Annotated in this window: 30 protein-coding genes; 25 read left to right on the plus strand and 5 right to left on the minus strand. The window is 63.9% G+C overall.

The genetic code is table 11. The features are described from left to right. The first annotated feature begins 20 nt into the window (after positions 1–20). From rplN to GN330_RS09720, 24 genes are all read left to right on the plus strand, one after another. Positions 21–389 (plus strand): 50S ribosomal protein L14, encoded by a 369-nt coding sequence (gene rplN, locus GN330_RS09605; protein WP_106569149.1) that lies wholly within the window; start codon positions 21–23, stop codon positions 387–389. Between the two features lie 12 nt (positions 390–401). Further along, positions 402–713 carry a 50S ribosomal protein L24 gene (gene rplX, locus GN330_RS09610; RefSeq protein ID WP_156712452.1) on the plus strand — a complete coding sequence of 104 codons (312 nt, stop codon included), beginning with the start codon at positions 402–404 and terminating at the stop codon, positions 711–713. Beyond that, positions 706–1263 carry a 50S ribosomal protein L5 gene (gene rplE / locus GN330_RS09615; RefSeq protein ID WP_156712453.1) on the plus strand — a complete coding sequence of 186 codons (558 nt, stop codon included), beginning with the start codon at positions 706–708 and terminating at the stop codon, positions 1261–1263. Before rplX ends, rplE begins: the two co-directional genes overlap by 8 nt. A 25-nt stretch (positions 1264–1288) precedes the next feature. Continuing rightward, entirely contained in the window at positions 1289–1594 is a 306-nt protein-coding gene (rpsN, locus tag GN330_RS09620) for a 30S ribosomal protein S14 (RefSeq protein ID WP_156712454.1), read from the plus strand. Between the two features lie 12 nt (positions 1595–1606). After that, the gene (gene rpsH / locus GN330_RS09625) at positions 1607–2005 is read left to right on the plus strand and encodes a 30S ribosomal protein S8 (protein WP_156712455.1); all 399 of its coding nucleotides are present in this window, start codon (positions 1607–1609) and stop codon (positions 2003–2005) included. A gap of 39 nt (positions 2006–2044) precedes the next feature. After that, positions 2045–2578, plus strand: a complete 534-nt coding sequence (rplF, locus tag GN330_RS09630) for a 50S ribosomal protein L6 (RefSeq protein WP_156712456.1) — start codon at positions 2045–2047, stop codon at positions 2576–2578. 12 nt (positions 2579–2590) lie between these two features. Next, positions 2591–2950 carry a 50S ribosomal protein L18 gene (gene rplR / locus GN330_RS09635; protein ID WP_156712457.1) on the plus strand — a complete coding sequence of 120 codons (360 nt, stop codon included), beginning with the start codon at positions 2591–2593 and terminating at the stop codon, positions 2948–2950. Positions 2951–3029: 79 nt separating this feature from the next. Then, positions 3030–3587: a 30S ribosomal protein S5 gene (gene rpsE / locus GN330_RS09640; protein ID WP_156712458.1), complete on the plus strand. Its 558-nt coding sequence runs from the start codon at positions 3030–3032 to the stop codon at positions 3585–3587. Between the two features lie 31 nt (positions 3588–3618). Further along, complete coding sequence (gene rpmD / locus GN330_RS09645; RefSeq protein WP_156712459.1) at positions 3619–3819, plus strand: 50S ribosomal protein L30; 201 nt, start codon at positions 3619–3621, stop codon at positions 3817–3819. A gap of 19 nt (positions 3820–3838) precedes the next feature. Beyond that, the gene (gene rplO / locus GN330_RS09650) at positions 3839–4312 is read left to right on the plus strand and encodes a 50S ribosomal protein L15 (protein WP_156712460.1); all 474 of its coding nucleotides are present in this window, start codon (positions 3839–3841) and stop codon (positions 4310–4312) included. Between the two features lie 141 nt (positions 4313–4453). Then, a complete protein-coding gene (gene secY, locus GN330_RS09655) occupies positions 4454–5794 on the plus strand; it encodes a preprotein translocase subunit SecY (RefSeq protein WP_156712461.1) in 1341 nt (446 codons plus the stop codon). After that, complete coding sequence (locus GN330_RS09660; protein WP_156712462.1) at positions 5791–6387, plus strand: adenylate kinase; 597 nt, start codon at positions 5791–5793, stop codon at positions 6385–6387. Before secY ends, GN330_RS09660 begins: the two co-directional genes overlap by 4 nt. Before the next feature lie 189 nt (positions 6388–6576). Next, a complete protein-coding gene (gene rpsM, locus GN330_RS09665) occupies positions 6577–6945 on the plus strand; it encodes a 30S ribosomal protein S13 (RefSeq protein WP_156712463.1) in 369 nt (122 codons plus the stop codon). Between the two features lie 123 nt (positions 6946–7068). Next, the gene (gene rpsK, locus GN330_RS09670) at positions 7069–7458 is read left to right on the plus strand and encodes a 30S ribosomal protein S11 (protein ID WP_156712464.1); all 390 of its coding nucleotides are present in this window, start codon (positions 7069–7071) and stop codon (positions 7456–7458) included. A gap of 103 nt (positions 7459–7561) precedes the next feature. Beyond that, positions 7562–8572, plus strand: coding sequence for a DNA-directed RNA polymerase subunit alpha (locus tag GN330_RS09675; RefSeq protein ID WP_156712465.1), 1011 nt, complete (start codon positions 7562–7564; stop codon positions 8570–8572). Between the two features lie 43 nt (positions 8573–8615). Next, positions 8616–9047, plus strand: coding sequence for a 50S ribosomal protein L17 (gene rplQ, locus GN330_RS09680; RefSeq protein ID WP_156712466.1), 432 nt, complete (start codon positions 8616–8618; stop codon positions 9045–9047). Positions 9048–9318: 271 nt separating this feature from the next. Next, positions 9319–10830: a DegQ family serine endoprotease gene (locus tag GN330_RS09685; RefSeq protein ID WP_156712467.1), complete on the plus strand. Its 1512-nt coding sequence runs from the start codon at positions 9319–9321 to the stop codon at positions 10828–10830. Positions 10831–10848: 18 nt separating this feature from the next. After that, positions 10849–12162 (plus strand): replication-associated recombination protein A, encoded by a 1314-nt coding sequence (locus GN330_RS09690; protein ID WP_156712468.1) that lies wholly within the window; start codon positions 10849–10851, stop codon positions 12160–12162. Beyond that, positions 12159–12578: a hypothetical protein gene (locus GN330_RS09695; RefSeq protein ID WP_197435106.1), complete on the plus strand. Its 420-nt coding sequence runs from the start codon at positions 12159–12161 to the stop codon at positions 12576–12578. The genes GN330_RS09690 and GN330_RS09695 overlap by 4 nt, the downstream gene beginning before the upstream one ends. A 391-nt stretch (positions 12579–12969) precedes the next feature. Continuing rightward, complete coding sequence (locus tag GN330_RS09700) at positions 12970–13533, plus strand: flavodoxin domain-containing protein (protein ID WP_156712469.1); 564 nt, start codon at positions 12970–12972, stop codon at positions 13531–13533. A gap of 134 nt (positions 13534–13667) precedes the next feature. Next, positions 13668–14045, plus strand: coding sequence for a fluoride efflux transporter CrcB (gene crcB / locus GN330_RS09705; RefSeq protein ID WP_156712470.1), 378 nt, complete (start codon positions 13668–13670; stop codon positions 14043–14045). A 43-nt stretch (positions 14046–14088) separates the two neighbouring features. Then, the gene (locus tag GN330_RS09710) at positions 14089–15072 is read left to right on the plus strand and encodes an RluA family pseudouridine synthase (RefSeq protein WP_156712471.1); all 984 of its coding nucleotides are present in this window, start codon (positions 14089–14091) and stop codon (positions 15070–15072) included. Then, on the plus strand, positions 15069–15989 hold the full coding sequence (locus GN330_RS09715) for a DMT family transporter (RefSeq protein WP_156712472.1): 921 nt from the start codon (positions 15069–15071) through the stop codon (positions 15987–15989). Before GN330_RS09710 ends, GN330_RS09715 begins: the two co-directional genes overlap by 4 nt. A gap of 40 nt (positions 15990–16029) precedes the next feature. Beyond that, a complete protein-coding gene (locus GN330_RS09720; protein ID WP_156712473.1) occupies positions 16030–16818 on the plus strand; it encodes an ATP12 family chaperone protein in 789 nt (262 codons plus the stop codon). Positions 16819–16842: 24 nt separating this feature from the next. On the opposite strand, the gene GN330_RS09725 is transcribed toward GN330_RS09720, so the two are convergent. The 3 genes from GN330_RS09725 to GN330_RS09735 all read right to left on the minus strand — a co-directional run bounded on the left by GN330_RS09725 (position 16843) and on the right by GN330_RS09735 (position 19375). Beyond that, entirely contained in the window at positions 16843–17205 is a 363-nt protein-coding gene (locus tag GN330_RS09725) for a YggT family protein (protein WP_156712474.1), read from the minus strand. Between the two features lie 72 nt (positions 17206–17277). Next, a complete protein-coding gene (locus GN330_RS09730) occupies positions 17278–19089 on the minus strand; it encodes a sodium:solute symporter family protein (RefSeq protein ID WP_156712475.1) in 1812 nt (603 codons plus the stop codon). A 10-nt stretch (positions 19090–19099) separates the two neighbouring features. Further along, complete coding sequence (locus tag GN330_RS09735) at positions 19100–19375, minus strand: DUF4212 domain-containing protein (RefSeq protein ID WP_156712476.1); 276 nt, start codon at positions 19373–19375, stop codon at positions 19100–19102. 160 nt (positions 19376–19535) lie between these two features. On the opposite strand from GN330_RS09735, the gene GN330_RS09740 reads away from it, so the two are divergent. Beyond that, positions 19536–20195 carry a hypothetical protein gene (locus GN330_RS09740; RefSeq protein WP_156712477.1) on the plus strand — a complete coding sequence of 220 codons (660 nt, stop codon included), beginning with the start codon at positions 19536–19538 and terminating at the stop codon, positions 20193–20195. A gap of 130 nt (positions 20196–20325) precedes the next feature. Here GN330_RS09740 and GN330_RS09745 read toward each other — a convergent pair whose 3' ends face one another. Both GN330_RS09745 and glnA read right to left on the minus strand, forming a co-directional pair. Next, positions 20326–20781, minus strand: a complete 456-nt coding sequence (locus tag GN330_RS09745) for a DUF2799 domain-containing protein (RefSeq protein WP_156712478.1) — start codon at positions 20779–20781, stop codon at positions 20326–20328. 161 nt (positions 20782–20942) lie between these two features. Further along, a complete protein-coding gene (glnA, locus tag GN330_RS09750) occupies positions 20943–22352 on the minus strand; it encodes a type I glutamate--ammonia ligase (protein ID WP_156712479.1) in 1410 nt (469 codons plus the stop codon). Positions 22353–22481 lie beyond the last annotated feature (129 nt).

Raw genomic sequence — 22481 nt, forward strand, 5'->3', positions numbered from 1 at the left:
CAAGAAGAAGGCGGCCAGTCATGATTCAGATGCAAACAAACCTCGACGTCGCGGATAATTCCGGCGCCCGTCGTGTCATGTGCATCAAGGTGCTGGGCGGCTCGAAGCGGAAATACGCTTCCGTCGGCGACATCATCGTGGTGTCGGTGAAGGAAGCCATTCCGCGCGGCCGCGTGAAGAAGGGCGATGTGATGAGGGCGGTCGTGGTACGCACGGCCAAGGACATCCGCCGCCCGGACGGCAGCGTCATTCGCTTCGACAAGAATGCCGCCGTCCTCGTGGACAACAAGAAAGAGCCGATCGGCACGCGTATCTTCGGACCGGTTCCGCGCGAACTGCGCGCGAAGAGCCACATGAAGATCATCTCGCTCGCGCCGGAAGTGCTTTAAGGAGCCGGACTGATGCAGAAGATCCGTAAGGGCGACAAGGTCGTCGTGCTCGCCGGCAAGGACAAAGGCCGAACCGGTGAAGTTTTGAAAGTCATGCCGAAGGACGACAAGGCCGTCGTGCGTGGCATCAATGTTGTGCGCCGCCACCAGCGGCAGACGCAGACCCAGGAAGGCGGCATCGTCGCGCTCGACGCGCCGATCCACCTGTCCAACCTCGCGCTCGCCGACCCGAAGGACGGCAAGCCGACCCGTGTCGGCTTCGAGGTCAAGGACGGCAAGAAGGTGCGCGTCGCCAAGCGCTCGGGAGTAACGATCGATGTCTGAGACGGCTTACGAACCCCGCCTGAAAAAGCTCTATAACGAGACGATCCGTAAGGCGCTTCGCGACCAGTTCAGCTATGCCAACGAGATGCAGGTTCCGCGTCTCGACAAGGTCGTCATCAATATGGGTGTCGGCGAGGCCACGGCGGACTCCAAGAAGCCGACCACGGCGGCGGAAGACCTGGCGCTGATCGCCGGCCAGAAGGCCGTGGTGACCCGCGCCCGCAATTCGATCGCCGGCTTCAAGGTCCGCGAGGGCATGCCGATCGGCGCCAAGGTGACGCTGCGCAAGGATCGTATGTACGACTTCGTCGATCGTCTGGTGACGATCGCGTTGCCGCGGGTGCGCGACTTTCGCGGCCTGAATTCGAAAAGCTTCGATGGCCGCGGCAATTTCGCCATGGGCATCAAGGAACACATCGTGTTTCCCGAGATCAATTACGACAGGGTCGATCAGATCTGGGGAATGGACATCATCGTTTGTACGACTGCCCCGACGGACGACGAGGCTCGGGCCTTGCTCAAGGCCCTGAACTTCCCGTTCAGGCAGTAACGGCAGCGAGAAAGGACAATCTGAAATGGCAAAGACCAGCTCAGTCGAAAAGAACAAGCGCCGCCGTCAGCTCGTCGCGCGCCACGCCGCCAAGCGCGCTGCGCTCAAGGCGACCGTGATGGATCGCGACCTGCCGATGGAGGACCGCTTTCGCGCCCAGCTCAAGCTCGCCGCGATGCCGCGCAACTCCTCCAAGGTGCGCATCCGTAACCGCTGCGAGGTGACCGGTCGCCCGCGTGCCTATTATCGCAAGCTGAACATGTCGCGTGTTGCGCTGCGTGAACTGGGCTCGCTGGGCATGATCCCGGGCCTTGTGAAGTCGAGCTGGTAAGGAGGGCGCGCGATGTCCATGAGTGATCCTCTCGGCGATATGCTGACCCGCATCCGCAACGCCTACGGCCGCAAGAAGAACACGGTGTCCACGCCGGCTTCAAAGCTGCGTGCCCGCGTCCTGGAAGTGATGAAGTCGGAAGGCTATATCCGCGACTACAGCCAGACCGATTTCGACAACGGCAAGTCGGAAATCGAGATCGAACTGAAATATTTCGACGGCGTGCCGGTGATCCGCGAGATCGCCCGCGTGTCGAAGCCCGGTCGACGGGTCTATGTGTCGGCCAGGTCGATCCCGCAGGTTTCCAACGGCCTCGGCATCTCGATCCTGTCCACGCCCAAAGGCGTGATGGCCGATCACGAGGCGCGCGAGAACAATGTCGGTGGCGAGATCCTGTGCCAGATCTTCTGATCGGGCTGGGAAACGGAACAGGAAGACGAGGACGGGAAAATGTCTCGTATTGGTAAGAAACCCGTGCCGGTGCCCGAGGGCGTAACGGCCAGCGTCGACGGCCAGACCGTTGTCGCGAAGGGCCCGAAGGGTGAGCTCAAATTTGTCGTCAACGACGAAGTGCTGATCAAGCTCGACGACGACGGCATCAAGGTCGATCCGCGCGACCAGTCCAAGGACGCGCGCTCCAAATGGGGCATGTCGCGCACGATGATCGTCAACATCCTCGAGGGGGTGAAGAGCGGTTTCGAGAAGCGGCTCGAGATCACCGGCGTCGGTTACCGCGCCGCGATGCAGGGCAAAAACCTGCAGCTTTCGCTGGGCTTCAGCCACGAGGTCGTCTACGAGGCCCCCGAAGGCATTCAGATCGCTGTGCCGAAGCCGACCGAAATCGTGGTTAGCGGCATCGACAACCAGAAGGTCGGCCAGGTCGCCGCGGAAATCCGCAAATATCGTGGTCCCGAGCCCTATAAGGGCAAGGGCGTGCGTTATGCCGACGAGCGCATCGTGCGCAAAGAAGGCAAGAAGAAGTAAGGAAAGCAGGCCATGGCTTCGAAGCATCCCGCTCAGCGCCGCGCCGCCCGCGTTCGCCGCCAATTGAAGGCGGTGTCGGGCGATCGCCTTCGGCTTTCGGTTCACCGGTCGTCGAAGAACATCTATGCCCAGATCATCGACGATCAGAAGGGCCATACCGTCGCCGCCGCGTCTACGCTCGAGAAAGACCTCAAGGGGTCGCTCAAGACCGGTGCGGATTCTGACGCGGCGACCGCCGTCGGCAAGCTGCTTGCCGAACGCGCCGTCAAGGCCGGCGTCAAGGACGTCGTGTTCGACCGCGGCGCGTATCTCTACCACGGTCGCGTCAAGGCGCTGGCCGAGGCGGCCCGCGAGGGCGGCCTGAGCTTCTGATCACCGCTCGCACGGCCCTTCATGCCGTGCGGGTCTCCAACAACAACCGTGCTTCCGGAAAAGAATAAGGAACAGGATAATGGCACAAGATCGCAGGGACGGCCGCAGCCGTGATCGCGATGAGCGCGACAGCGAGTTTGTCGACAAGCTCGTTCACATCAATCGTGTCGCCAAGGTCGTCAAAGGCGGCCGTCGCTTCGGCTTCGCCGCGCTCGTCGTGGTCGGCGACCAGAAAGGCCGCGTCGGCTTCGGCCACGGCAAGGCGCGCGAAGTGCCGGAGGCGATCCGCAAAGCGACCGAGAGCGCCAAGCGCGAAATGATCTTCGTGCCGCTGCGTTCGGGCCGCACGCTGCATCACGACGTTGCCGGCCGCCACGGCGCCGGCAAGGTGCTTCTGCGCGCCGCCAAGGCCGGTACGGGCATCATCGCCGGCGGCCCGATGCGCGCCGTGTTCGAGACGCTCGGCGTGCATGACGTCGTCGCCAAGTCGATGGGATCGTCCAATCCCTACAACATGGTGCGGGCGACGTTCGACGCGCTCAAGCAGCAGATGCATCCGAAGGACATCGCCGCTCAGCGCGGCATCAAATATTCGTCGCTTCAGGCGCGTCGCGGCACCGCCGCCGCCGAAGAATAGTCCGTCGATCGGCTGACTGAGGAGCAGGACAATGGCTGAGAAGAAAAGCGGCAAGACCGTTACGGTCGAGCAGACCGGCAGTCCCATCCGCCGTCCGGGCGCGCAGCGCGCGACGTTGATCGGGCTGGGACTCAACAAGATGCATCGCCGGCGTACGCTGGAGGATACCCCCTCCGTGCGCGGTATGATCGCGAAAGTGCAACATCTCGTCCGCGTCGTGGACGAGGCCTGAGCGACGCTGGAGTATCGACATGAAACTCAACGAACTGAGTGACAAGGACGGCGCGACCCACTCGCGCAAGCGCGTCGGACGCGGCATCGGCTCCGGTCTCGGCAAGACCGGCGGACGTGGCGTGAAAGGTCAGAAATCGCGTTCGGGCGTCTCCATCAACGGCTTCGAGGGCGGCCAGATGCCGCTTTACCGGCGCCTGCCCAAGCGTGGCTTCAAGGTTCCTTTCCCGAAGGAATTCAACGTCGTTTCGTTGGCGCGCATCCAAATCGCGATCGATGCCAAGAAGCTCGACGCCAAGGAGACGGTGACGGCCGAGGCACTCGTCAAGGCCGGCGTGATTCGCCGCGTCAAGGACGGCGTGCGGCTTGTGTCGGACGGCGACCTCAAGGCCAAGGTGGCGTTCGACATTGCCGGCGCCTCGAAAGTAGCCGTCGAGAAGGTCGAAAAGGCCGGCGGTTCCGTCAAAGTGCCGGAAAAACCCGCCGCGGAATAGACTGGCACCCGGTGCGACCAATAGCGGCGGCCCAAGGCCGCCGCTTGCATCTTGGCTGGCCGGAGCCTATCTCGGGGCTTCGGCGACGCATGCCGTTCGGAACGGAACGGACCAGCGGCGTGACGAAGCGGAGAATTTTTCATGGCATCTGCTGCTGAGCAACTTGCATCCAATCTCAACTTCGCCGCCTTCGCCAAGGCGGAGGACCTGAAAAAGAGAATCTGGTTCACGCTCGGCGCGCTGCTTGTCTACCGCCTCGGCACCTATATCCCCATTCCCGGCATCAATCCGGAAGCTTTCGCCCAGGCGTTCGAACAGCAGTCGGGCGGCGTGCTCGGCATGTTCAACATGTTTGCTGGCGGCGCAGTGGAGCGCATGGCGATCTTCGCGCTCGGCATCATGCCCTACATCTCTGCTTCCATCATCATGCAGCTCATGACGTCGGTGATCCCGACGCTGGAACAGCTCAAGAAGGAAGGCGAGCAGGGCCGCAAGGTCATCAACCAGTACACCCGCTACGGGACGGTGCTGCTTGCCACCGTGCAGGCCTACGGCATCACGGTCGGGCTAGAGAGCGGGGCGAACATTGTTACCGACCCGGGCTGGTTCTTCCGCATTTCGGCCGTCATCACGCTCGTCGGCGGCACCATGTTCTTGATGTGGCTCGGCGAGCAGATCACCGCGCGCGGCATCGGCAACGGCATATCGCTGATCATCTTTGCCGGCATCGTCGCCGGTCTGCCGTCGGCACTCGGGGGCACATTGGAACTCGGCCGCACCGGGGCACTGTCGACCGGCATCATCCTGGCGATCATCGTTCTGGCGATCGCGCTCATCGCGCTGATCGTGTTTTTCGAACGCGCCCAGCGGCGGCTCCTGATCCAGTATCCGAAGCGCCAGGTCGGCAACCGCATGTTCCAGGGCGATACGTCGCATTTGCCGTTGAAACTCAACACGGCCGGCGTCATTCCGCCGATCTTCGCATCCTCGTTGCTTCTCCTGCCGGCGACGCTGGCAGGCTTTTCCGACACGACCACCCTGCCGGGCTGGGCCAATTCGATCCTTGCCACGCTGGGGCACGGTCAGCCGCTCTACATGATCTTTTACGCCGCCATGATCGCGTTTTTCGCCTTTTTCTACACGGCGATCGTGTTCAACCCGAAAGACACGGCCGACCAGCTTAAGAAGCATTCGGGCTTCATTCCCGGCTATCGTCCGGGCGAGCGGACGGCCGAATATATCGACTATGTGCTCACGCGCATCACGGTGGTCGGCGCGATCTATCTGGTGCTGGTGTGCCTGATGCCGGAGTTCCTGATTTCGGCGACGGGCGTTCCCTTCTACCTTGGTGGTACTTCCCTCCTGATTGTAGTCAGCGTAACACTCGACACCGTTTCGCAGGTCCAGGGGCATCTGATCGCACATCAATATGAGGGGCTGATCAAGAAATCGAAGCTTCGCGGAGGAAAGAGGGGTCGATGAGGCTGATACTGCTCGGTCCGCCTGGAGCGGGGAAGGGGACCCAGGCACAGAGGCTGGTCGAAAAACACGGTATCCCGCAATTGTCGACAGGCGACATGTTGCGGGCGGCGGTCAAGGCCGAGACTGATGTCGGACGTCGCGCCAAGGCGGTGATGGAAGCCGGTGAGTTGGTTTCGGATTCGATCGTCAACGCCATTGTCGGCGAGAGGATCGACCAGGCGGACTGCGCGCGCGGCTTTATCCTCGACGGATATCCGCGCACGCTCGCTCAGGCCGACGCGGTCGAGACAATGCTTTGCGAACGCGGCGTCGGCCTCGACGCAGTGATCGAGCTCGTCGTTGACGACAAGGCCCTGGTCGGCCGGATCGTCAAGCGGGCCGAGGAGGCACAGGCCGCCGGCCAGCCGCCGCGCAAGGACGACAACCCGGACGTGTTCGACGAGCGTCTGCGCGAATACTACAAAAAAACGGCGCCGCTGATCGGCTATTACCACGCCAAGGGCAAGCTCGTTGGCGTCGACGGCATGGCTTCGATCGACGCTGTCACGGAAGCGATCGAAGGCGTTCTCGAGGAAATAGCGCCGGTGCACTGAATGACCGGTTGACGGGGCGGGCTGCTTGGATTATAGCGGCGCGTCTCCCATCAGACAGGCAGTCGGCTGGGCCGGTTCGGCTCGGCTTTGTTGTTGCATCTGAAGGGGACCTTCGCAGGGGCCGGGCTCCACCGGACGCGGAGTGAACACGGACAAGCGCCGGCACGGCCGGCCCACATGGAGAAGCAGATGGCTCGTATAGCCGGCGTCAATATCCCGACCAACAAGCGTGTCGTCATCGCGCTGCAGTATATTCACGGCATCGGGGCGAAATTCGCGGCCGAGATCGTCGCCAAGGCGAACATTCCAGCCGATCGCCGCGTCAGCCAGCTGACCGACGCCGAGGTTATGCATATTCGCGAATCGATCGACCGCGACTATCAGGTCGAGGGCGACCTGCGCCGCGAAGTCTCGATGAACATCAAGCGCCTGATGGACCTCGGCTGTTATCGCGGCCTGCGTCATCGCCGCTCGCTGCCGGTTCGCGGCCAGCGCACGCATACCAATGCGCGCACCCGCAAGGGGCCGGCCAAGGCGATCGCCGGCAAGAGGAAGTAAGAGCGGGCAGGCGATGTCTCATGGGTGACGGCTTGGTTCCGCGCCCGATGCTGAGACATGTCGCTCTCTCAAGGTGTAGCCGCTGGCATTACGGCGGCGTCGATATCGAACGAAAGGAATAAAATGGCCAAGGAAGCCGCTCGTGTTCGCCGTCGCGAACGCAAGAACATCTCGTCGGGCGTGGCGCATGTCAGTTCGACCTTCAACAATACCATGATCACCATCACCGACGCGCAGGGCAACACCATCGCTTGGTCGTCGGCCGGTGCGCAGGGCTTCAAGGGATCGCGCAAGTCGACCCCGTTCGCCGCCCAGATGGCGGCCGAGGATTGCGCGCGCAAGGCCCAGGAACACGGCATGCGCCAGCTCGAGGTCGAAGTGAGCGGACCGGGCTCGGGCCGCGAATCGGCGTTGCGCGCCCTGCAGGCGGCCGGTTTCACTATCTCCTCGATCCGGGATGTCACGGCGATCCCGCACAATGGCTGCCGCCCGCGCAAGAAGCGCCGGGTCTGACGCGAGTCAACATGACGCCGCGTGAGCGCTCCGTGCGCTCCTCCGCGGTTTCCAGCTCGCCCGCCACGATTGGATGGTGGCGGGGTACCGGAAGGACAAACACATGATCCAGAAGAACTGGCAGGAACTGATCAAGCCCAACAAGATCGAGTTCTCGTCCAAGAGCAAGACGGTGACGACGCTCGTCGCCGAGCCGTTGGAGCGCGGTTTCGGGCTGACTCTCGGCAATGCGTTGCGCCGGGTGCTGTTGTCGTCGCTGCGCGGCGCCGCGGTGACCGCCGTCCAGATCGACGGCGTCCTGCACGAATTTTCCTCCATCGCGGGCGTGCGCGAGGATGTCACCGATATCATCCTCAACATCAAGGAAATCGCGATCCGAATGGAAAGCGACGGCCCCAAGCGCATGGTCGTGCGCAAGCAGGGGCCGGGCGTTGTCGTGGCCGGCGATATCCAGACGGTCGGCGACATCGAGGTTCTCAATCCCGACCACGCGATCTGTACGCTCGACGAGGGCGCGGAGATCCGCATGGAGTTCACCGTCGATACCGGCAAGGGCTACATCGCGGCCGAGCGCAATCGCGCCGAGGACGCGCCGATCGGGCTCATTCCCGTCGACAGCCTGTATTCGCCGGTCAAGAAGGTGTCCTACAAGGTCGAAAACACCCGCGAGGGGCAGGTTCTCGATTATGACAAGCTGTCGATGACGCTGGAGACCGACGGTTCGATTACCGGCGAGGACGCGGTGGCCTTTGCCGCGCGCATCCTGCAGGACCAGCTCGGCCTGTTCGTCAATTTCGAGGAGCCGCAGAAGGAGGTCGCCCAGGAACAGGTGACCGAACTGGCCTTCAACCCGGCCCTTCTGAAGAAGGTCGACGAACTGGAATTGTCGGTCCGTTCGGCCAACTGCCTGAAGAACGACAATATCGTCTATATCGGCGACCTGATCCAGAAGACGGAAGCCGAAATGCTGCGCACGCCGAATTTCGGGCGCAAATCCTTGAACGAGATCAAGGAAGTTCTGGCCGCCATGGGCCTCCATCTGGGCATGGAGGTGCCGGACTGGCCGCCGGACAATATCGAAGATCTCGCGAAGCGCTACGAAGATCAGTATTGAGAGCCGGCAGGTCCGGACAGTTTGGATTTGAAGGAGAAGGCTCATGCGCCACGGACGTTCCGGCCGCCGGCTGAACCGCACCGCAAGCCACCGCAAGGCCCTGTTCACAAACATGGCCGCCTCGCTCATCGAGCATGAGCAGATCACCACCACCTTGCCGAAAGCCAAGGAACTGCGCCCGATCGTGGAGAAGCTCGTCACGCTCGGCAAACGCGGCGATCTGCATGCCCGGCGCCAGGCGATCTCGCGCGTCGGCAGTGACAAGCTGGTTCAACGCCTGTTCGACACCATCGCGCCGCGTTATGCCGAGCGCAATGGCGGCTATCTGCGCATCATGAAGGCGGGCTTCCGTCATGGCGACAACGCGCCGATGGCGGTGATCGAGTTCGTCGACCGCGACGTCTCGGCCAAGGGCGCCGCCGATCGCGCCCGCGTCGAAGCAGAGGAAAAGGTCGAGGAGACCGAGGCCGCGTAAGCAACGCCTGGTCAGAATCGGTAGAACAGGAAGGGGCCGTTCGGCCCCTTCTTTGCGTGAGGGGCAAGGTCGATTGCGTGAGCGGGCAATTGCGCCGAACCTGCCTGGGCCAGCCATGGCATCGCGATCGCGCGGCAGGTTGTGGACCATGCGGACGGGCGGCACTGTTTCGCGGAAACCGGGCCGATGCCGCCGTTCCGGGGCGAGCTCGCCTTCCAATTTGCACAATCACGGTGACAATGCGACGAGTGCCGTGATGGAGGATTCGTTGATGCGAAAATTGCTGGCCGCCGCGCTGGTTTCGTTGGCGTTTGTCGCCCTGATGCCGCTCGGCGCCGCCGTGCCTTCATACGCGCAGGAGGATGTTGGCGGCCTGCGCGGTCTGTTGAACGAGCTTCTGCCCGGCCGGGACGCGCCGGATGACAAGGCGGCCGTGGAATCCGGGCCGGCGCAAAGCGGGCCCGAGCGCCGGGTGCCGTTCGCCCGCCAGGACATTCAGCTTTCCTTCGCGCCGCTGGTGCGCGAAACCGCACCCGCAGTCGTCAACGTCTATGCCAAGCAGGTCGAGGCGACGCGCTCGCCGTTTGCCGGCGATCCGTTCTTCGAACAGTTTTTCGGCCGGCGTATGCCGCCCCGGGTGCAGTCCTCGCTCGGCTCGGGCGTGATCGTGGATCCGTCCGGCATCATCGTGACCAATTATCACGTCATTGGCGAGGCGGACGACATCAAGGTGGCGCTGTCGGACGGCCGCGAATATGAAAGCACGATCCTGCTCAAAGACGAATCGCTCGACCTGGCGGTGATGAAGATTGAGGCCGATGCGGCGTTTCCGGCGATCGGTATCGGCGATTCCGATGCGCTGGAGGTCGGCGATCTCGTGCTGGCGATCGGCAATCCGTTCGGCGTCGGCCAGACGACGACCAGCGGCATCGTGTCGGCGCTGGCGCGCAACCATATCGGCATTGTCGATTTCGGGTTCTTCATCCAGACGGACGCGGCGATCAATCCGGGCAATTCGGGCGGGGCGCTGATCGACATGGCCGGCCGCCTGGTCGGCATTAACACCGCCATCTACAGCCGCACCGGCGGCTCGATCGGCATCGGATTCGCCATTCCCTCCAACATGGTGCGCGCGGTGGTGGAAGCCGCCCGCCAGGGCGAGGACCATTTCGAACGGCCTTTCGTGGGAGCGCAGTTCGAGCCCGTCACCGCGCAGATCGCCGAGGCGCTCGGCATGGAGCGACCGGCCGGCGCACTGGTGACGGCGGTCGACGTGGACGGACCGGCGGCAACGGCGGGGCTCAAGCCGGGCGACGTGGTGCTGGCGCTCAACGGCGCGCCGATCGAGCATGTCGACGCGCTTGGCTATCGCCTGGCCACGCAGCCGATGGGCAGCGCGGTTGCTTTCGACATATTGAGCCAGGGCGCGAAGCGCAAGCTTACGGTGACGCTGGCGCGGGCGCCGGAAGGCAGCGGCGGCGGCCCGGTCGAGATCGCCGGCGAGAGTCCGTTCGCCGGCGCGAGCGTGGCCGCGCTTTCGCCGCGCCTTGCCCGGCGCCTGCGCCTGCCGGCGCGCACGACGGGCGTGGCGATGGTCGAGGTGCCGCGCGGATCGCCGGCGGCCGGGTTCGGGTTCCGGCCGCGCGACATCGTGCGCGAAGTCAACGGCGTGCCGATCGACACGGTCGAGGCGCTGGTCTCCGCGGCGGCCGAAAACACGCGCTGGTGGCGCTTGACCGTCGAGCGCGACGGACAGTTGCTGCGCCAGATGCTGCGTTACTGACGGGGTGGTGCGCGCCGCATGGGGGATCTGTTTAAGACCGAGGAGGCACCGAAACGCGAGCCGGCCCGCCCGCTCGCCGACCGGCTGCGGCCGCAAAAACTCGCCGACGTCGTCGGCCAGGAGCATCTGACCGGGCCGGACGGCGCGCTGACGCGACTGATCCGCTCGGGCTCGCTCGGCTCGATGATCTTCTGGGGGCCGCCGGGAACCGGCAAGACCACGGTGGCACGCCTGCTGGCGGGCGAAACCGGGCTCGCCTTCGAGCAGATTTCGGCGATCTTTTCGGGCGTCGCCGATCTCAAGAAGGTGTTCGAGGCGGCCCGGCTGCGGCGCGCCAACGGCCATCAGACCTTGTTGTTCGTCGACGAAATCCATCGCTTCAACCGCGCCCAGCAGGATTCCTTCCTGCCGGTGATGGAGGACGGCACGGTGATCCTCGTCGGCGCGACGACGGAAAATCCGTCCTTCGAACTCAACGCCGCGTTGTTGTCGCGGGCCCGGGTTCTGGTTTTCAAGGCGCTCGACGCGGACAGCTTGGCGCTGCTCTTGAGGCGGGCCGAGGAAATCGAAGCGCGGCCGCTGCCGCTCGACGAAGCGGCGCGCGCCGTGCTGACGCGGATGGCCGACGGCGACGGCCGCGCGGTGCTGACGCTTGCCGAGGAGATCTGGCGCGCGGCGGGCGCTGACGAGGTGTTCGACGCGGCTGCCTTGCAGGAAATCGTCCAGCGCCGCGCCCCGATCTACGACAAGGGCCAGGACGGGCATTACAATTTGATCTCCGCGCTGCACAAATCGGTGCGCGGCTCCGATCCCGACGCCTCCCTTTATTATCTCGCGCGCATGTTCGATGCCGGTGAGGACCCGCTTTATATCGGTCGGCGGCTGGTGCGCATGGCAAGCGAGGATATCGGCCTGGCCGACCCCCAGGCGCTCGTCGTCGCCAATGCGGCCAAGGACGCCTACGACTATCTCGGTTCGCCCGAGGGCGAACTGGCCTTGGCCGAGGCCTGCGTGTATCTGGCCACCGCGCCGAAATCGAACGCCGTCTATACCGCCTTCAAGGCGGCGATGCGCGACGCCAAACAGCATGGCTCGCTGATGCCGCCCAAGCACATCCTGAACGCGCCGACGAAGCTGATGAAGGCGGAGAGCTATGGCGGCGGCTACCTCTACGACCACGACCAGGACGACGCGTTCTCCGGCCAGGACTATTTTCCCGAACGGATCGGGCGTCAGACCTATTACGATCCGCCCGAGCGAGGCTTCGAGCGCGAACTTCGCAAGCGGCTCGACTATTGGTCGAAACTGCGCCGGGACCGTTCGGGAGGATGAACGGAATTGACGCCGACACCGCCGGATCCGGTCGCCGTAGCGACAGGCTCGGCGATGTCGACCTCGTCCTGATCGATTCCATCACCCAGATCCTGCCCGAGGATGCCGGCAAGGTGGTGGTGACCGGTTCGCATGGCGGCGTCAGCGCGGCCCGTTTCGCGGCCGCGGTCGCGGCCAGGCTCTACGTCTTCAACGACGCCGGCATCGGCAAACAGCGGGCCGGCATCGCCGGGCTCGACCGGCTGGCACGCGCGGGCATCGCCGCTTGCGCGGTCGCGCACGACACGGCGCGGATCGGCGAGGCAGGCGATAGTTTGGCCTGCGGCGTCGTTTCGGCCGTCAACGCGCCGGCGGCCGCGCTCGGTCTGCATGTCGGCCTCCGCCTGCGCGACCAATTGGCGGTCCTGGGTCGGTGACGCTTTTGCGGACTGCTTGACCGGGATCAAGGACGGCCTTTCCAAAAGCCGCCATTTTGCGAGCGGATTTCGGAGAACGAGCCTTGGCTTATCCTCACATCCCTGCCTGTCGTCGGCGCACTGGCGTTGCCGGCGGCAGCGCAGTCCACCGAGCCGGCATGGCTGCACGAGGTCACGCGCGCCATCGCCGCCGGGAAGCAATGCGAAGCCGGCTATTTCATCACCGCGTGAAGACGAGCTCGGCGGCCGGTACGTGTCGGAGACGCGCGTCCAGTGCGTTGGTGGACGCCAGTTCGGCGCCTCGCGGACCGAGCCCGATACCGACTTCACCTTCGAGGCTTGCGCGGTGCGGGTCTGCTGACCCCTTCAAGACAGGAAAAGGAACGGTTACATGCATGTCATCGTCATTTACGGAACGGTCGAGGGCCATACGCGCAAGATCGCGCGCAACGTCTCGGCGACAATCCAGAGCCTCGGTCATCAGGTCACCGTGTTCGATGCCGGCGATCTTGGCGACGCCGACCTCGATCTGGCCGACGCGGTCATCGTGTGCGCGCCCGTTCATATGGGCCAGTTTCCGAGCGCGATCGCGCATTGGTTGACCGCGCACGACAGCGCGCTCGCCGAGCTGCCGGGCGCCTTCATCTCGGTGTCGCTTGCCTCCGCGTCGCCATTCCCCGAGGAACACGCCGAGATCCAGAAGATCACCCAGACGTTTTTCGGTCAGACCGGCTGGCATCCAGTGCTGGTGCATCAGGCGGCCGGTGCGTTGCGCTATCCGCGCTATGATTTTTTGAAACGGTTGTTGATGAAACACATCGCCTATCGCGAGGGCGGGCCGACCGATGTGACCAAGGACCATGAATTCACCAATTGGAACGCGCTCGCCGCCTTCGTGACCGGCTTCGTCGAGCACTGCACCGGGCAGGCCGGCGCCAAGCGGCAGGCCGTCTGAGGAACGATACGGGCAGGGGGCCTCGCGCCCCTCTCAAACCGGGCTGCGACGGGGGACCGGCCACCACCTGGGCGGCCCAACAAGTCGCCTGCTCCGGATTGACTCCGGGCCGCCGATGGCCAAGGTGTCGCCGCATGAAGGATATCGCCATCATCGCGGCCGGCGGCGCCATCGGCGCTTCGTTGCGCCATCTGACCGGGGTGTTGTTTCTCCGGTTGCTGGGGCCGGGCTTTCCGTGGGCAACGCTGACCGTCAACATCGTCGGCGGTTTCGCGATGGGGCTGTTGGTCGAGTTGCTCGCCCGCCGCGTCGGCGCCTCGCCCGAGCTACGCCTGTTCATGGCCACCGGCCTGTTGGGTGGCTTCACCACCTTTTCGGCCTTTTCGCTCGAAGTGGCGCTTTTGTGGGAGCGCGGGGCCCTCTGCTTGGCGGCGCTTTACCTTGCCGCCAGCGTGATCGGCGCGGTCGGGGCGCTGTTTTGCGGATTGTGGCTCGCAAGAGCCCTTGCCTGATGGTAAGTGCGCGGCTTGAAACGGACATGACCGGCGACGGGCGATGGCGGGCGTAGAGCAGATCAAAGTGGAAAGCGGCGAGGCCGGCATGCGGCTCGACCGCTGGTTCAAGGCGCATTTTCCCGGTCTCGGCTTCGGGCAGTTGCAAAAGCTGCTGCGCTCCGGCCAGATTAGGGTCGATGGCGGCCGTGTCAAATCGGACACGCGCGTGGAGCCGGGACAGGTGGTGCGGGTTCCGCCGCTCGCCGTCGACCGAAAGGGGGACGCGCCGCTGACGCAGCGCACCATGCGCGACCGCAGCGATGCCGATCTCCTGTCAAAAATGCTGCTTTACGAGGATCCGCAGGTATTCGTTTTCGACAAGCCATCCGGCCTGGCGGTGCAGGGCGGCTCGGGCGTGTCGCGGCATGTCGACCAGATGCTCGAGGCCTGGCGCAGCAAGAAGGGCGAAAAGCCGCGTCTGGTGCATCGTCTCGATCGCGACACTTCGGGTGTGCTGGTGGTGGCCCGAACGCGCCAGGCCGCGATGCGGCTGGCCGAAGCCTTCCGCGGGCGCGACGCCAAAAAGACCTATTGGGCGTTGGTCAAGGGCGTGCCGCGCAAGCGCGAGGACCGGATATCGTCCTGGCTCGTCAAGGAGCAGACCCCGGACGGCGACCGCATGCGGCTTGCCCGGCATGGCGAAACGGGGGCCGACCACGCGATCTCGCATTACCGGCTCATCGAGCAGGCAGGCATGACGCTGTCCTGGTTGCAGATGGAACCGTTTACCGGACGGACCCACCAATTGCGCGTCCACGCCGCCTCGATCGGCTGTCCGATCATCGGCGATCCCAAATATTTCGAGGCCGACCAGAACTGGGAGATGCCGGGCGGCATCCAGAACCGGTTGCACCTGCACGCGCGTCGGATCGTCATCCCGCACCCGCGTAGCGGCACGATCGACGTGTCGGCGCCGCTGCCGCCGCATATGGTGCAGAGCTTCAACCTGCTTGGTTTCGACGAGGGTGAGGCGCCGGACAGATGACGAGGACGGCACAGGCTCTTCAACGGCACGGCGCGATCGATACCTTCGCGGCCGGACTGATGATCGTGCTCACTTTTTCATGGGGGCTGAACGGGGTCGCCGCCAAGCTGGCGGGCGTCGGTTACAGTCCGGTCCTGCTGACGATCATGCGCTCGGCGATCGCGGCCTTGTGCGTTTACGGCTGGTGCCGCTGGCGCGGGGTCGCGCTGTTCGAACGCGACGGCACGATGTGGCCGGGCATTTTGGCGGGGTTGCTTTTCGGCGGCGAGTTCGTGCTTTTGTTCTGGGGGCTGGACTATACCAGCGTCGCCCGCAGCGCGCTGATGCTTAACACCATGCCGTTCTGGGTGCTGGTCGGCGCGCATTTCCTACTCGGCGAGCGGATGTCGATGCTGAAGCTCGCAGGAACGGTGCTGGCTTTTGGCGGGGTCGCGCTGGTCTTTTCCGACAAGCTCAGCCTGCCCGGTCCGGCCGCGATCCGCGGCGACATCATGTGTCTGGTCGCCGGCGCGTTATGGGGGGCGACGGTCCTGGTGATCCGCAAAAGCAGCCTGGCGACGGCGAGCCCGGAAAAAGTGCTGCTTTACCAGCTTGTCGTGTCGGCGGTGCTGGTGTTACCGCTGTTGGCGGTCTCCGGTCCCGCCCTGCGCGAGGTCACGGCGCTGGCGAGCGCGGCGATGTTGTTCCAGGCGATCTACGTCGTCGCGCTCACTTATCTGGTCTTTTTCTGGCTGGTGCGGCGCTATCCGGCGGGCGGGCTTGCCAGTTTCGCCTTCCTGACGCCGGCTTTCGGGGTCATGCTGGGAGGACTACTGCTCGACGAACCGGTTTCGGTGAACATCGTGGCCGCGCTTGGCCTGATCGCGGTCGGTATCGTGCTTGCCAACTGGCCGTCGCGGCGCACGGCGCGCGGCTGAGCCGCACCACCCGTTTTCTTTTCTGCCGATGGACAACATTATGCGCGACATACTCAACGATCTCGACGATGGGCGCGGGCTGGCGCAGCCAGATCCGATGAAGCGGGCGCAGGAGAAGATGCGCCAGCCCTTGCCGAAGCGCTTTTACAAACAGGTGCTGGCTTATGCGGGCGATGCCGGCCACGAGGTGCGGCTCGACGGCAAGCCGGTGCGCACGCCGGGCAGGGCGCTGCTTGCGCTGCCCAACGCGGCGGCGGCGGAGCTGGTGGCCGGCGAGTTCGCCGCGCAGGGCGAGATCATCGATCCTATGACGATGCCGGTGACGCGCATCGCCAATACAGTGATCGACGGTGTCGCCCACGATCCGCAGGCGGTTCTGGAGGACATTTTGCGCTTCGCCGCGTCGGACCTGGTGTGCTACCGCGCCGGTAGCCCGGAACGGCTGGCCGCGCTGCAGGCCGAGGCCTGGGATCCCGTGCTCGACTGGGCACTGACGCGGCTCGGTGCGCGTTTCGTGCTTGCCGAGGGGGTGATGCATGTCGAACAGCCGCGCGAGTCGATCGCGGTCCTCGGCACCCATCTGCGCGCGCGCTCCGATCCGTTCCGGCTCGCCTGCCTGCATGTGATGACCACGCTTACCGGCTCGGCGCTGATCGCGCTGGCGCTCGATGACGGTGCCGTCGATCTCGATCAGGCCTGGTCAGGTGCGCATGTCGACGAGGACTGGAACATTGCCCAATGGGGCGAAGACACCGAGGCGGCGCGCAAGCGCGGCATGCGCTTTGCCGACATCGCCGCCGCCCACGCCCTTTTGGCGACTCTCGACTGAGCGGGCAGTCGCGCCGCCATGTCTTCAGTTGCCGCTGCCGAACATCCGGTAGAGCGCCTGGGCGATTTCCCCTTCGAGCGGGAAGGACAGCATGCCCATGACCGAATAGCCCAGGAGCCAGGGCATTAGGTAGAAGCGGATCATGTAGAAGAACCAGGCGACGAAGACCGGCACCAGCGGTTCGAGCAGAAAAGACGGCGTGATCGGGCGGAACAGGCGCAGGATCGGGTTGGTCGCCCGGACGAAGAATTTCATGAAAAAGAAGTCGGAATCCTCCGGCAGGAAGACGTTCATTGCCGCCCGCCCGACCAGCGTCCACATGACGATGCCGAGCAGATAGTCGATCACGATCACCCAGAGGGGAAAGGCCGCGAATGTGTGGTCCATGCCGAAAGGATCCGTTGCGCGAAAACGCGGGGACGGGAATTGTTCCCGTCCCCGCGCGCAGTGTGCGTCAAGTCAGTGCTTGGCCGCAAGAATGGCCGGCCCGGTCGGCACCCGGGTTTCGTCGACCATGCGCTGGGTTTCCTCGTCCGGCGCCGGCGTCAGCAGGGTGACGACGACCATGGCGACAAGGCTGGTCGCCATGCCGACGATACCGAAGCGCAGATGGTCGAGCCCCATCCACGGCGTGCCGCCGGTATAGACGTAGTAGAGATAGGCCGAGCCGGAGGCGAAGCCTAAGACCATGCCGGCGATCGCGCCGGGCGTGTTGGCCCGTTTCCACCACACGCCGAGCGCCAACGGGAAGAACAGGCCCGATGCGGCGAAGCAGAACGCCCAGGCCACAGCCCCCAGAATACCGGTCAACTGCATCGAGGCGATCAGGGCCGCCGCGGCGCCGATGACGACCAAAAGCACACGGGCCACGATCAGCCTGACGGCGGTGTCCGCCTTCGGGTCGATGATCTTGTAGTAAAGATCGTGGCTAAGCGCGTTGGCGATCGCCAGAAGCAGACCGTCGGCGGTCGACATCGCGGCCGCCATGCCGCCGGCCGCAACGAGGCCGGAGATGACATAGGGCAGGCCGGCGATTTCCGGCGTTGCCAAAACGACGATGTCGGCCCGCATGAAGAACTCGTTCAGTTGTAGGATGCCGTCGCCGTTCTGGTCGGCAATCGCCAGGAAGCCGACGCTGGACCAGTTCTGAATCCAGGCCAGGTTCTGCACCTCCTCGATCGACTTGCCGATGATGGCCGTCGGCAGGCTGGGATCGAGCAATTGCAGTTTCGTCAGCGTGGCGAGCGCCGGTGCGGTGAAGTAGAGCAGGAAGATGAACAGCAGCGACCAGGCCACCGATTTGCGCGCCGCCCGCACCGACGGTGTCGTGAAGTAACGCATAAGGATGTGCGGTAGCGATGCCGTGCCGGCCATCATGCAAAGAGCCAGCGTGACGAATTTCCACTCCGCCAGATCGCCGACCGGCCCGGTATGGGGCGTGGTCAGCACTGACAGGCCGGGGACGGCCTCGGCCGGCGGATTGAGCCCGTATTGCGTTTCGAGCCCGGCTATCGTGGTCGCCGCCTCGCCATAGGTGAAGTGCGGAATGATGCCGAAACCCTGCGCGTTCGACATCCAGATCACCGGCACCAGATAGGCGATGATGAGCACGATATATTGCGCCACCTGGGTCCAGGTCACGGCCCGCATGCCGCCGAGCATCGAGCATAACAGGATACCGAGCAGGCCGAACCACACCCCGTAAGAGAACGGAATATGCAGGGCGCGGGCGGCGATCGTTCCGGTGGCGTTGATCTGCGCCGTCACATAGGTGAACGATGCCACCACGAGCACGACGACGGCGCAGAAGCGGGCCAGATTGCCGCCATAACGCGTGCCGACGAAGTCGGGCACGGTGTAGCAGCCGAATTTGCGCAGGTAAGGCGCCATCAGCGAATTGACGAGCACGTAACCGCCGGTCCAGCCGACGATGAAGGCCATATAGCCGTAACCGCCGAAATAGATGCCGCCGGCGAGCGCTACGAAGGACGCGCCCGACATCCAGTCGGCAGCGGTCGCCATGCCGTTGTACACCGCCGGAACCTGGCGGCCGGCGACGTAATAGGCGTCGACTTCCATCGTGCGCGACAACCAGCCGATCAGCGCGTAGATGGCGATGGTGAAGGCGACGAACAGGATGCCGATCGTGTCGGCACCAACCCCCATCTGCTCGAGGATCGCCATCAGGATGATGAAGGCGATGAAGCCACCGGTGTAGATCCCGTAGACGCGGCCGATATTGTCGAGGAAATTTCCTTTGATCATAGCCATGATACGCCTCCTATTCGTCGGCGACGCCGAATTCTTCGTCGATCTGGTCCTGGCGCCAGTTCTGGAAGAATATGAGGACAACGAAGGCAATCAGCGAGCCTTGGGCGATCATGTAGTAGCCAAGTGGAAAGCCCAGGAAAGTGACGCTGTTGAGCGAGCTGACGAACCAGGGGATGACAAGTGAGAAGAAGAACCAGAGTACGAGCACGACGATCGTCAGGCTTCTGGTTTTCGACCAATAGCGATCCCGGGCTTCATCGCTCAGAGGAGCGTGTTCGCCGGACATGGTGTTTTCCCTCCCTGCATTGTGCTGGCAGCATTGGCTGCAAGCGGCCTCATCGCGGAGTCCCGGCAGGGAATCACATCGATGATTGGATAGGATCGGTTATCGGCGGGACAATGGGAATTGAGACATTGGTCGTATCCATCGGTTGCAGGAGAGCGCGATGGTGAGCGTTAAACTGGCATCCGGCCTGGCGTTTTTGCGCGAATTCGCCCAGCGGTTGAGGGTGCGGCGCGACACGGCGCCGATCGACAGCGTCGAGACGCTGTGCCGCTTCGCCAGCACCAGGGCCGCTTTTGCCACGCAGAAAAAGCTCTATGGCTACCTCAAGGCGCGCATGGGCACACGCTATCCGTCGATGTTCGAGGACGAGGCGTTCGTGGCCTCGGTCAATATCGCCAAGATGCATGTGTTTGCCGCATCGCTTTCCGATCTCACCGTGTATGCGGTCGGCCGTGTCGGCGCGGGCACGGGGTTGGACGAGACGAGCCGGCGCGCCCTGGCGCGCACCTGTTTTCGTGTCGGACTGGCCGACAATGTTAGCCAGGTGCCGGACGAGGCGAGCATGGCCGGCTGGCTGGCGGCGTTCGAACGGCGGCTCGACGAGGTGCATTGGGCAAATCTGGAAGCGGGCGGCGACGCCTTCATCGAAAGCCCCGCGGCGCTGCTGCACTGGGCGCCGGTCGCCGACCGCCTCAAGCGCTACGACGCCGAGATCGTGGAAAACTCGATCCGGTTTGCCTGGATCGAGATCCGACGCGACCTGGCGCGGCGTCTCGACGCCCGCGCCGTGGCGGCAGACGGGGCGCTAGAGAGAGGCTAAAAAGCCCTCCGCCTCGGCTTCGGCGCGGCCCAATTCGAGATTGACGCTGCTCTGGGAGCCATAAAGAAAACCGATGTCGCGGTCGAGTTGGCTGATTCTGTGCCCGGATGGCGGCATCCTTGGCCGGGTCCTAGCCGAGCGAGGCCGTCAATTCGCGGCGTTCGTTCTCCTTGCGGGAAATGTCGTTTTGAGCCCTGTCGCGCCGGGCGCGTGCGTCGTAGACGCGTTTGCCGAGCTGATAGCCATGCGTGAACAGGGAATCCAGTGGCGGCGGGCAGACATTGGCGTAGCTCTGGCCCTCGGTTCCGATCCTGACGCCGTTTTGGGGCGTGCAATAGCGGATCAGGCCGGTTTCACGACCGGCGAGCCACGCCGACTGGTCCGGCACGATGCCGACACGCTGGCAGGCCTTGGCATGTTTGAGAATATAATCGGAGGCGCGGCCGGCCGCCCCGTCGGTTTCACCGACGATGTGCCAGTCGGCGACGGCACATTCCTCCTTGCTCATCGTCTGGCACGAGGCGAGCACGATCGCCAACAGACCGAAAACCGATCCGATCAACGCCAAGCGCGCTGTCGCCACCATGTCCGTTCCCCATGCGGATTGTCGAGGCGCCCACCTAGGGAACTTGCGCGCGCGCCGACAAGGCGCGGCGGCATTTTATGATTTGTTTCCACAACATAGAAAAACCCCGCGGCGCGGCCGCGGGGTTTCGCAATCTCGGCGGTGCCGCCAGACGGGTCGAATCAGACTGAATAATACATATCGAATTCGACCGGGTGCGGCGTCATCTCGTAACGCAGTACCTCGTGCATCTTGAGTTCGATATAAGCATCGATCTGGTCGTCGTCGAACACGCCACCGGCCTTGAGGAAGGCGCGGTCCTTGTCGAGGCTGGTAAGAGCCTCGCGTAGCGAGGCCGCCACGGTCGGCACCCGCTTCAATTCCTTCGGCGGCAGATCGTAGAGATCCTTGTCCATGGCCTGGCCGGGATGGATCTTGTTTTTGATGCCGTCGAGACCTGCCATCAACATCGCGGCGAAGGAAAGATAGGGATTGGCGGCCGGATCGGGAAAACGCACCTCGACACGCTTCGCCTTCGGCGAGGTGCCGTAGGGGATGCGGCAGGACGCCGAGCGGTTGCGGGCCGAATAAGCGAGCAGCACCGGGGCCTCGAAACCCGGAACCAGGCGCTTGTAGGAGTTGGTCGAGGGGTTGGCGAAGGCGTTGATTGCCTTGGCGTGCTTGATGATACCGCCGATGTAAAACAGGCAGCTTTCGGACAGGCCGGCATATTCGTTGCCGGCGAAGGTCGGCTTGCCGTCCTTCCAGATCGACTGATGCACATGCATGCCCGAACCGTTGTCGCCATAGACGGGTTTGGGCATGAAAGTGGCGGTCTTGCCGTAGGCGTTGGCGACCTGGTGAATGACGTATTTGTAGATCTGCATCTTGTCGGCGTTGCGGGTCAACGTATCGAACTTGATGCCGAGTTCGTGCTGGGCGGCGCCGACCTCGTGATGGTGCTTTTCAACCACGACGCCCATCTCGGACATCACGGTCAGCATTTCCGAGCGCATATCCTGCAGGGAATCGATCGGCGGCACGGGGAAATAGCCGCCCTTCACGCGCGGGCGGTGGCCGAGATTGCCGGTTTCGTAGTGGGTGTCGTCATTGGACGGCAGCTCGGTCGAATCGAGCATGAAGCCGGTGTTGTAGGGGTCGGCCTTGTATTTGACGTCGTCGAAGACGAAGAACTCGGCTTCCGGGCCGACAAAGCAGGTGTCGCCGACGCCTTCGGACTTCAGATAGGCTTCCGCCTTCTTGGCGGTGGTGCGCGGATCGCGGTTGTAGGCTTCGCCCGACACTGGATCGAGAATGTCGCACAACACAACCATGGTGGACTGGGCGAAGAACGGGTCCATGTGGGCGGTTTCGGTGTCCGGCATCAGCACCATGTCGGACTCGTTGATGGCCTTCCAGCCGCCGATGGAGGAGCCGTCGAACATGACGCCGTCGGCGAACATGTCCTCGTCGACCGCCACCACGTCCATGGTGACGTGCTGCAGCTTGCCCTTGGGGTCGGTAAAGCGCAGATCGACGAACTTGACGTCGTTGTCCTTGATCTGCTTGAGAATATCATTGGCTGTCGTCATGGTCTCTCTTTCCCTGTCTGACGCGTGAGATGCCTTGCGGGCAGATTTTTGAAGAGTGGTCGTCGTTTTCTCGCAAACGGACACACCGCTCTATTTCCTGTTCGGCTGTTTGCTTGAAAAACCGGCCTG

Origin of the sequence: Nitratireductor arenosus, from assembly GCF_009742725.1 — a bacterium.
Classification (GTDB): Bacteria; Pseudomonadota; Alphaproteobacteria; order Rhizobiales; family Rhizobiaceae; genus Mangrovimarina; species Mangrovimarina arenosa.

Excerpts from the sequence above, each read along its gene's own strand:
- GN330_RS09695 (WP_197435106.1), top strand. The coding sequence starts at position 12,159 with ATGAACGGAATTGACGCCGACACCGCCGGATCCGGTCGCCGTAGCGAC.
- rpsH (WP_156712455.1), top strand. The coding sequence starts at position 1,607 with ATGTCCATGAGTGATCCTCTCGGCGATATGCTGACCCGCATCCGCAAC.
- GN330_RS09710 (WP_156712471.1), top strand. The coding sequence starts at position 14,089 with ATGGCGGGCGTAGAGCAGATCAAAGTGGAAAGCGGCGAGGCCGGCATG.
- rplR (WP_156712457.1), top strand. The coding sequence starts at position 2,591 with ATGGCTTCGAAGCATCCCGCTCAGCGCCGCGCCGCCCGCGTTCGCCGC.
- crcB (WP_156712470.1), top strand. The coding sequence starts at position 13,668 with ATGAAGGATATCGCCATCATCGCGGCCGGCGGCGCCATCGGCGCTTCG.
- rpmD (WP_156712459.1), top strand. The coding sequence starts at position 3,619 with ATGGCTGAGAAGAAAAGCGGCAAGACCGTTACGGTCGAGCAGACCGGC.
- rplO (WP_156712460.1), top strand. The coding sequence starts at position 3,839 with ATGAAACTCAACGAACTGAGTGACAAGGACGGCGCGACCCACTCGCGC.
- rplN (WP_106569149.1), top strand. The coding sequence starts at position 21 with ATGATTCAGATGCAAACAAACCTCGACGTCGCGGATAATTCCGGCGCC.
- GN330_RS09715 (WP_156712472.1), top strand. The coding sequence starts at position 15,069 with ATGACGAGGACGGCACAGGCTCTTCAACGGCACGGCGCGATCGATACC.
- GN330_RS09730 (WP_156712475.1), bottom strand. The coding sequence starts at position 19,089 with ATGGCTATGATCAAAGGAAATTTCCTCGACAATATCGGCCGCGTCTAC.
- rplE (WP_156712453.1), top strand. The coding sequence starts at position 706 with ATGTCTGAGACGGCTTACGAACCCCGCCTGAAAAAGCTCTATAACGAG.
- GN330_RS09675 (WP_156712465.1), top strand. The coding sequence starts at position 7,562 with ATGATCCAGAAGAACTGGCAGGAACTGATCAAGCCCAACAAGATCGAG.
- GN330_RS09660 (WP_156712462.1), top strand. The coding sequence starts at position 5,791 with ATGAGGCTGATACTGCTCGGTCCGCCTGGAGCGGGGAAGGGGACCCAG.
- rplX (WP_156712452.1), top strand. The coding sequence starts at position 402 with ATGCAGAAGATCCGTAAGGGCGACAAGGTCGTCGTGCTCGCCGGCAAG.
- GN330_RS09745 (WP_156712478.1), bottom strand. The coding sequence starts at position 20,781 with ATGGTGGCGACAGCGCGCTTGGCGTTGATCGGATCGGTTTTCGGTCTG.
- GN330_RS09685 (WP_156712467.1), top strand. The coding sequence starts at position 9,319 with ATGCGAAAATTGCTGGCCGCCGCGCTGGTTTCGTTGGCGTTTGTCGCC.
- rpsK (WP_156712464.1), top strand. The coding sequence starts at position 7,069 with ATGGCCAAGGAAGCCGCTCGTGTTCGCCGTCGCGAACGCAAGAACATC.
- GN330_RS09740 (WP_156712477.1), top strand. The coding sequence starts at position 19,536 with ATGGTGAGCGTTAAACTGGCATCCGGCCTGGCGTTTTTGCGCGAATTC.
- rplQ (WP_156712466.1), top strand. The coding sequence starts at position 8,616 with ATGCGCCACGGACGTTCCGGCCGCCGGCTGAACCGCACCGCAAGCCAC.
- GN330_RS09735 (WP_156712476.1), bottom strand. The coding sequence starts at position 19,375 with ATGTCCGGCGAACACGCTCCTCTGAGCGATGAAGCCCGGGATCGCTAT.
- rpsN (WP_156712454.1), top strand. The coding sequence starts at position 1,289 with ATGGCAAAGACCAGCTCAGTCGAAAAGAACAAGCGCCGCCGTCAGCTC.
- rpsM (WP_156712463.1), top strand. The coding sequence starts at position 6,577 with ATGGCTCGTATAGCCGGCGTCAATATCCCGACCAACAAGCGTGTCGTC.
- glnA (WP_156712479.1), bottom strand. The coding sequence starts at position 22,352 with ATGACGACAGCCAATGATATTCTCAAGCAGATCAAGGACAACGACGTC.
- GN330_RS09725 (WP_156712474.1), bottom strand. The coding sequence starts at position 17,205 with ATGGACCACACATTCGCGGCCTTTCCCCTCTGGGTGATCGTGATCGAC.
- GN330_RS09720 (WP_156712473.1), top strand. The coding sequence starts at position 16,030 with ATGCGCGACATACTCAACGATCTCGACGATGGGCGCGGGCTGGCGCAG.
- GN330_RS09700 (WP_156712469.1), top strand. The coding sequence starts at position 12,970 with ATGCATGTCATCGTCATTTACGGAACGGTCGAGGGCCATACGCGCAAG.
- rplF (WP_156712456.1), top strand. The coding sequence starts at position 2,045 with ATGTCTCGTATTGGTAAGAAACCCGTGCCGGTGCCCGAGGGCGTAACG.
- GN330_RS09690 (WP_156712468.1), top strand. The coding sequence starts at position 10,849 with ATGGGGGATCTGTTTAAGACCGAGGAGGCACCGAAACGCGAGCCGGCC.
- secY (WP_156712461.1), top strand. The coding sequence starts at position 4,454 with ATGGCATCTGCTGCTGAGCAACTTGCATCCAATCTCAACTTCGCCGCC.
- rpsE (WP_156712458.1), top strand. The coding sequence starts at position 3,030 with ATGGCACAAGATCGCAGGGACGGCCGCAGCCGTGATCGCGATGAGCGC.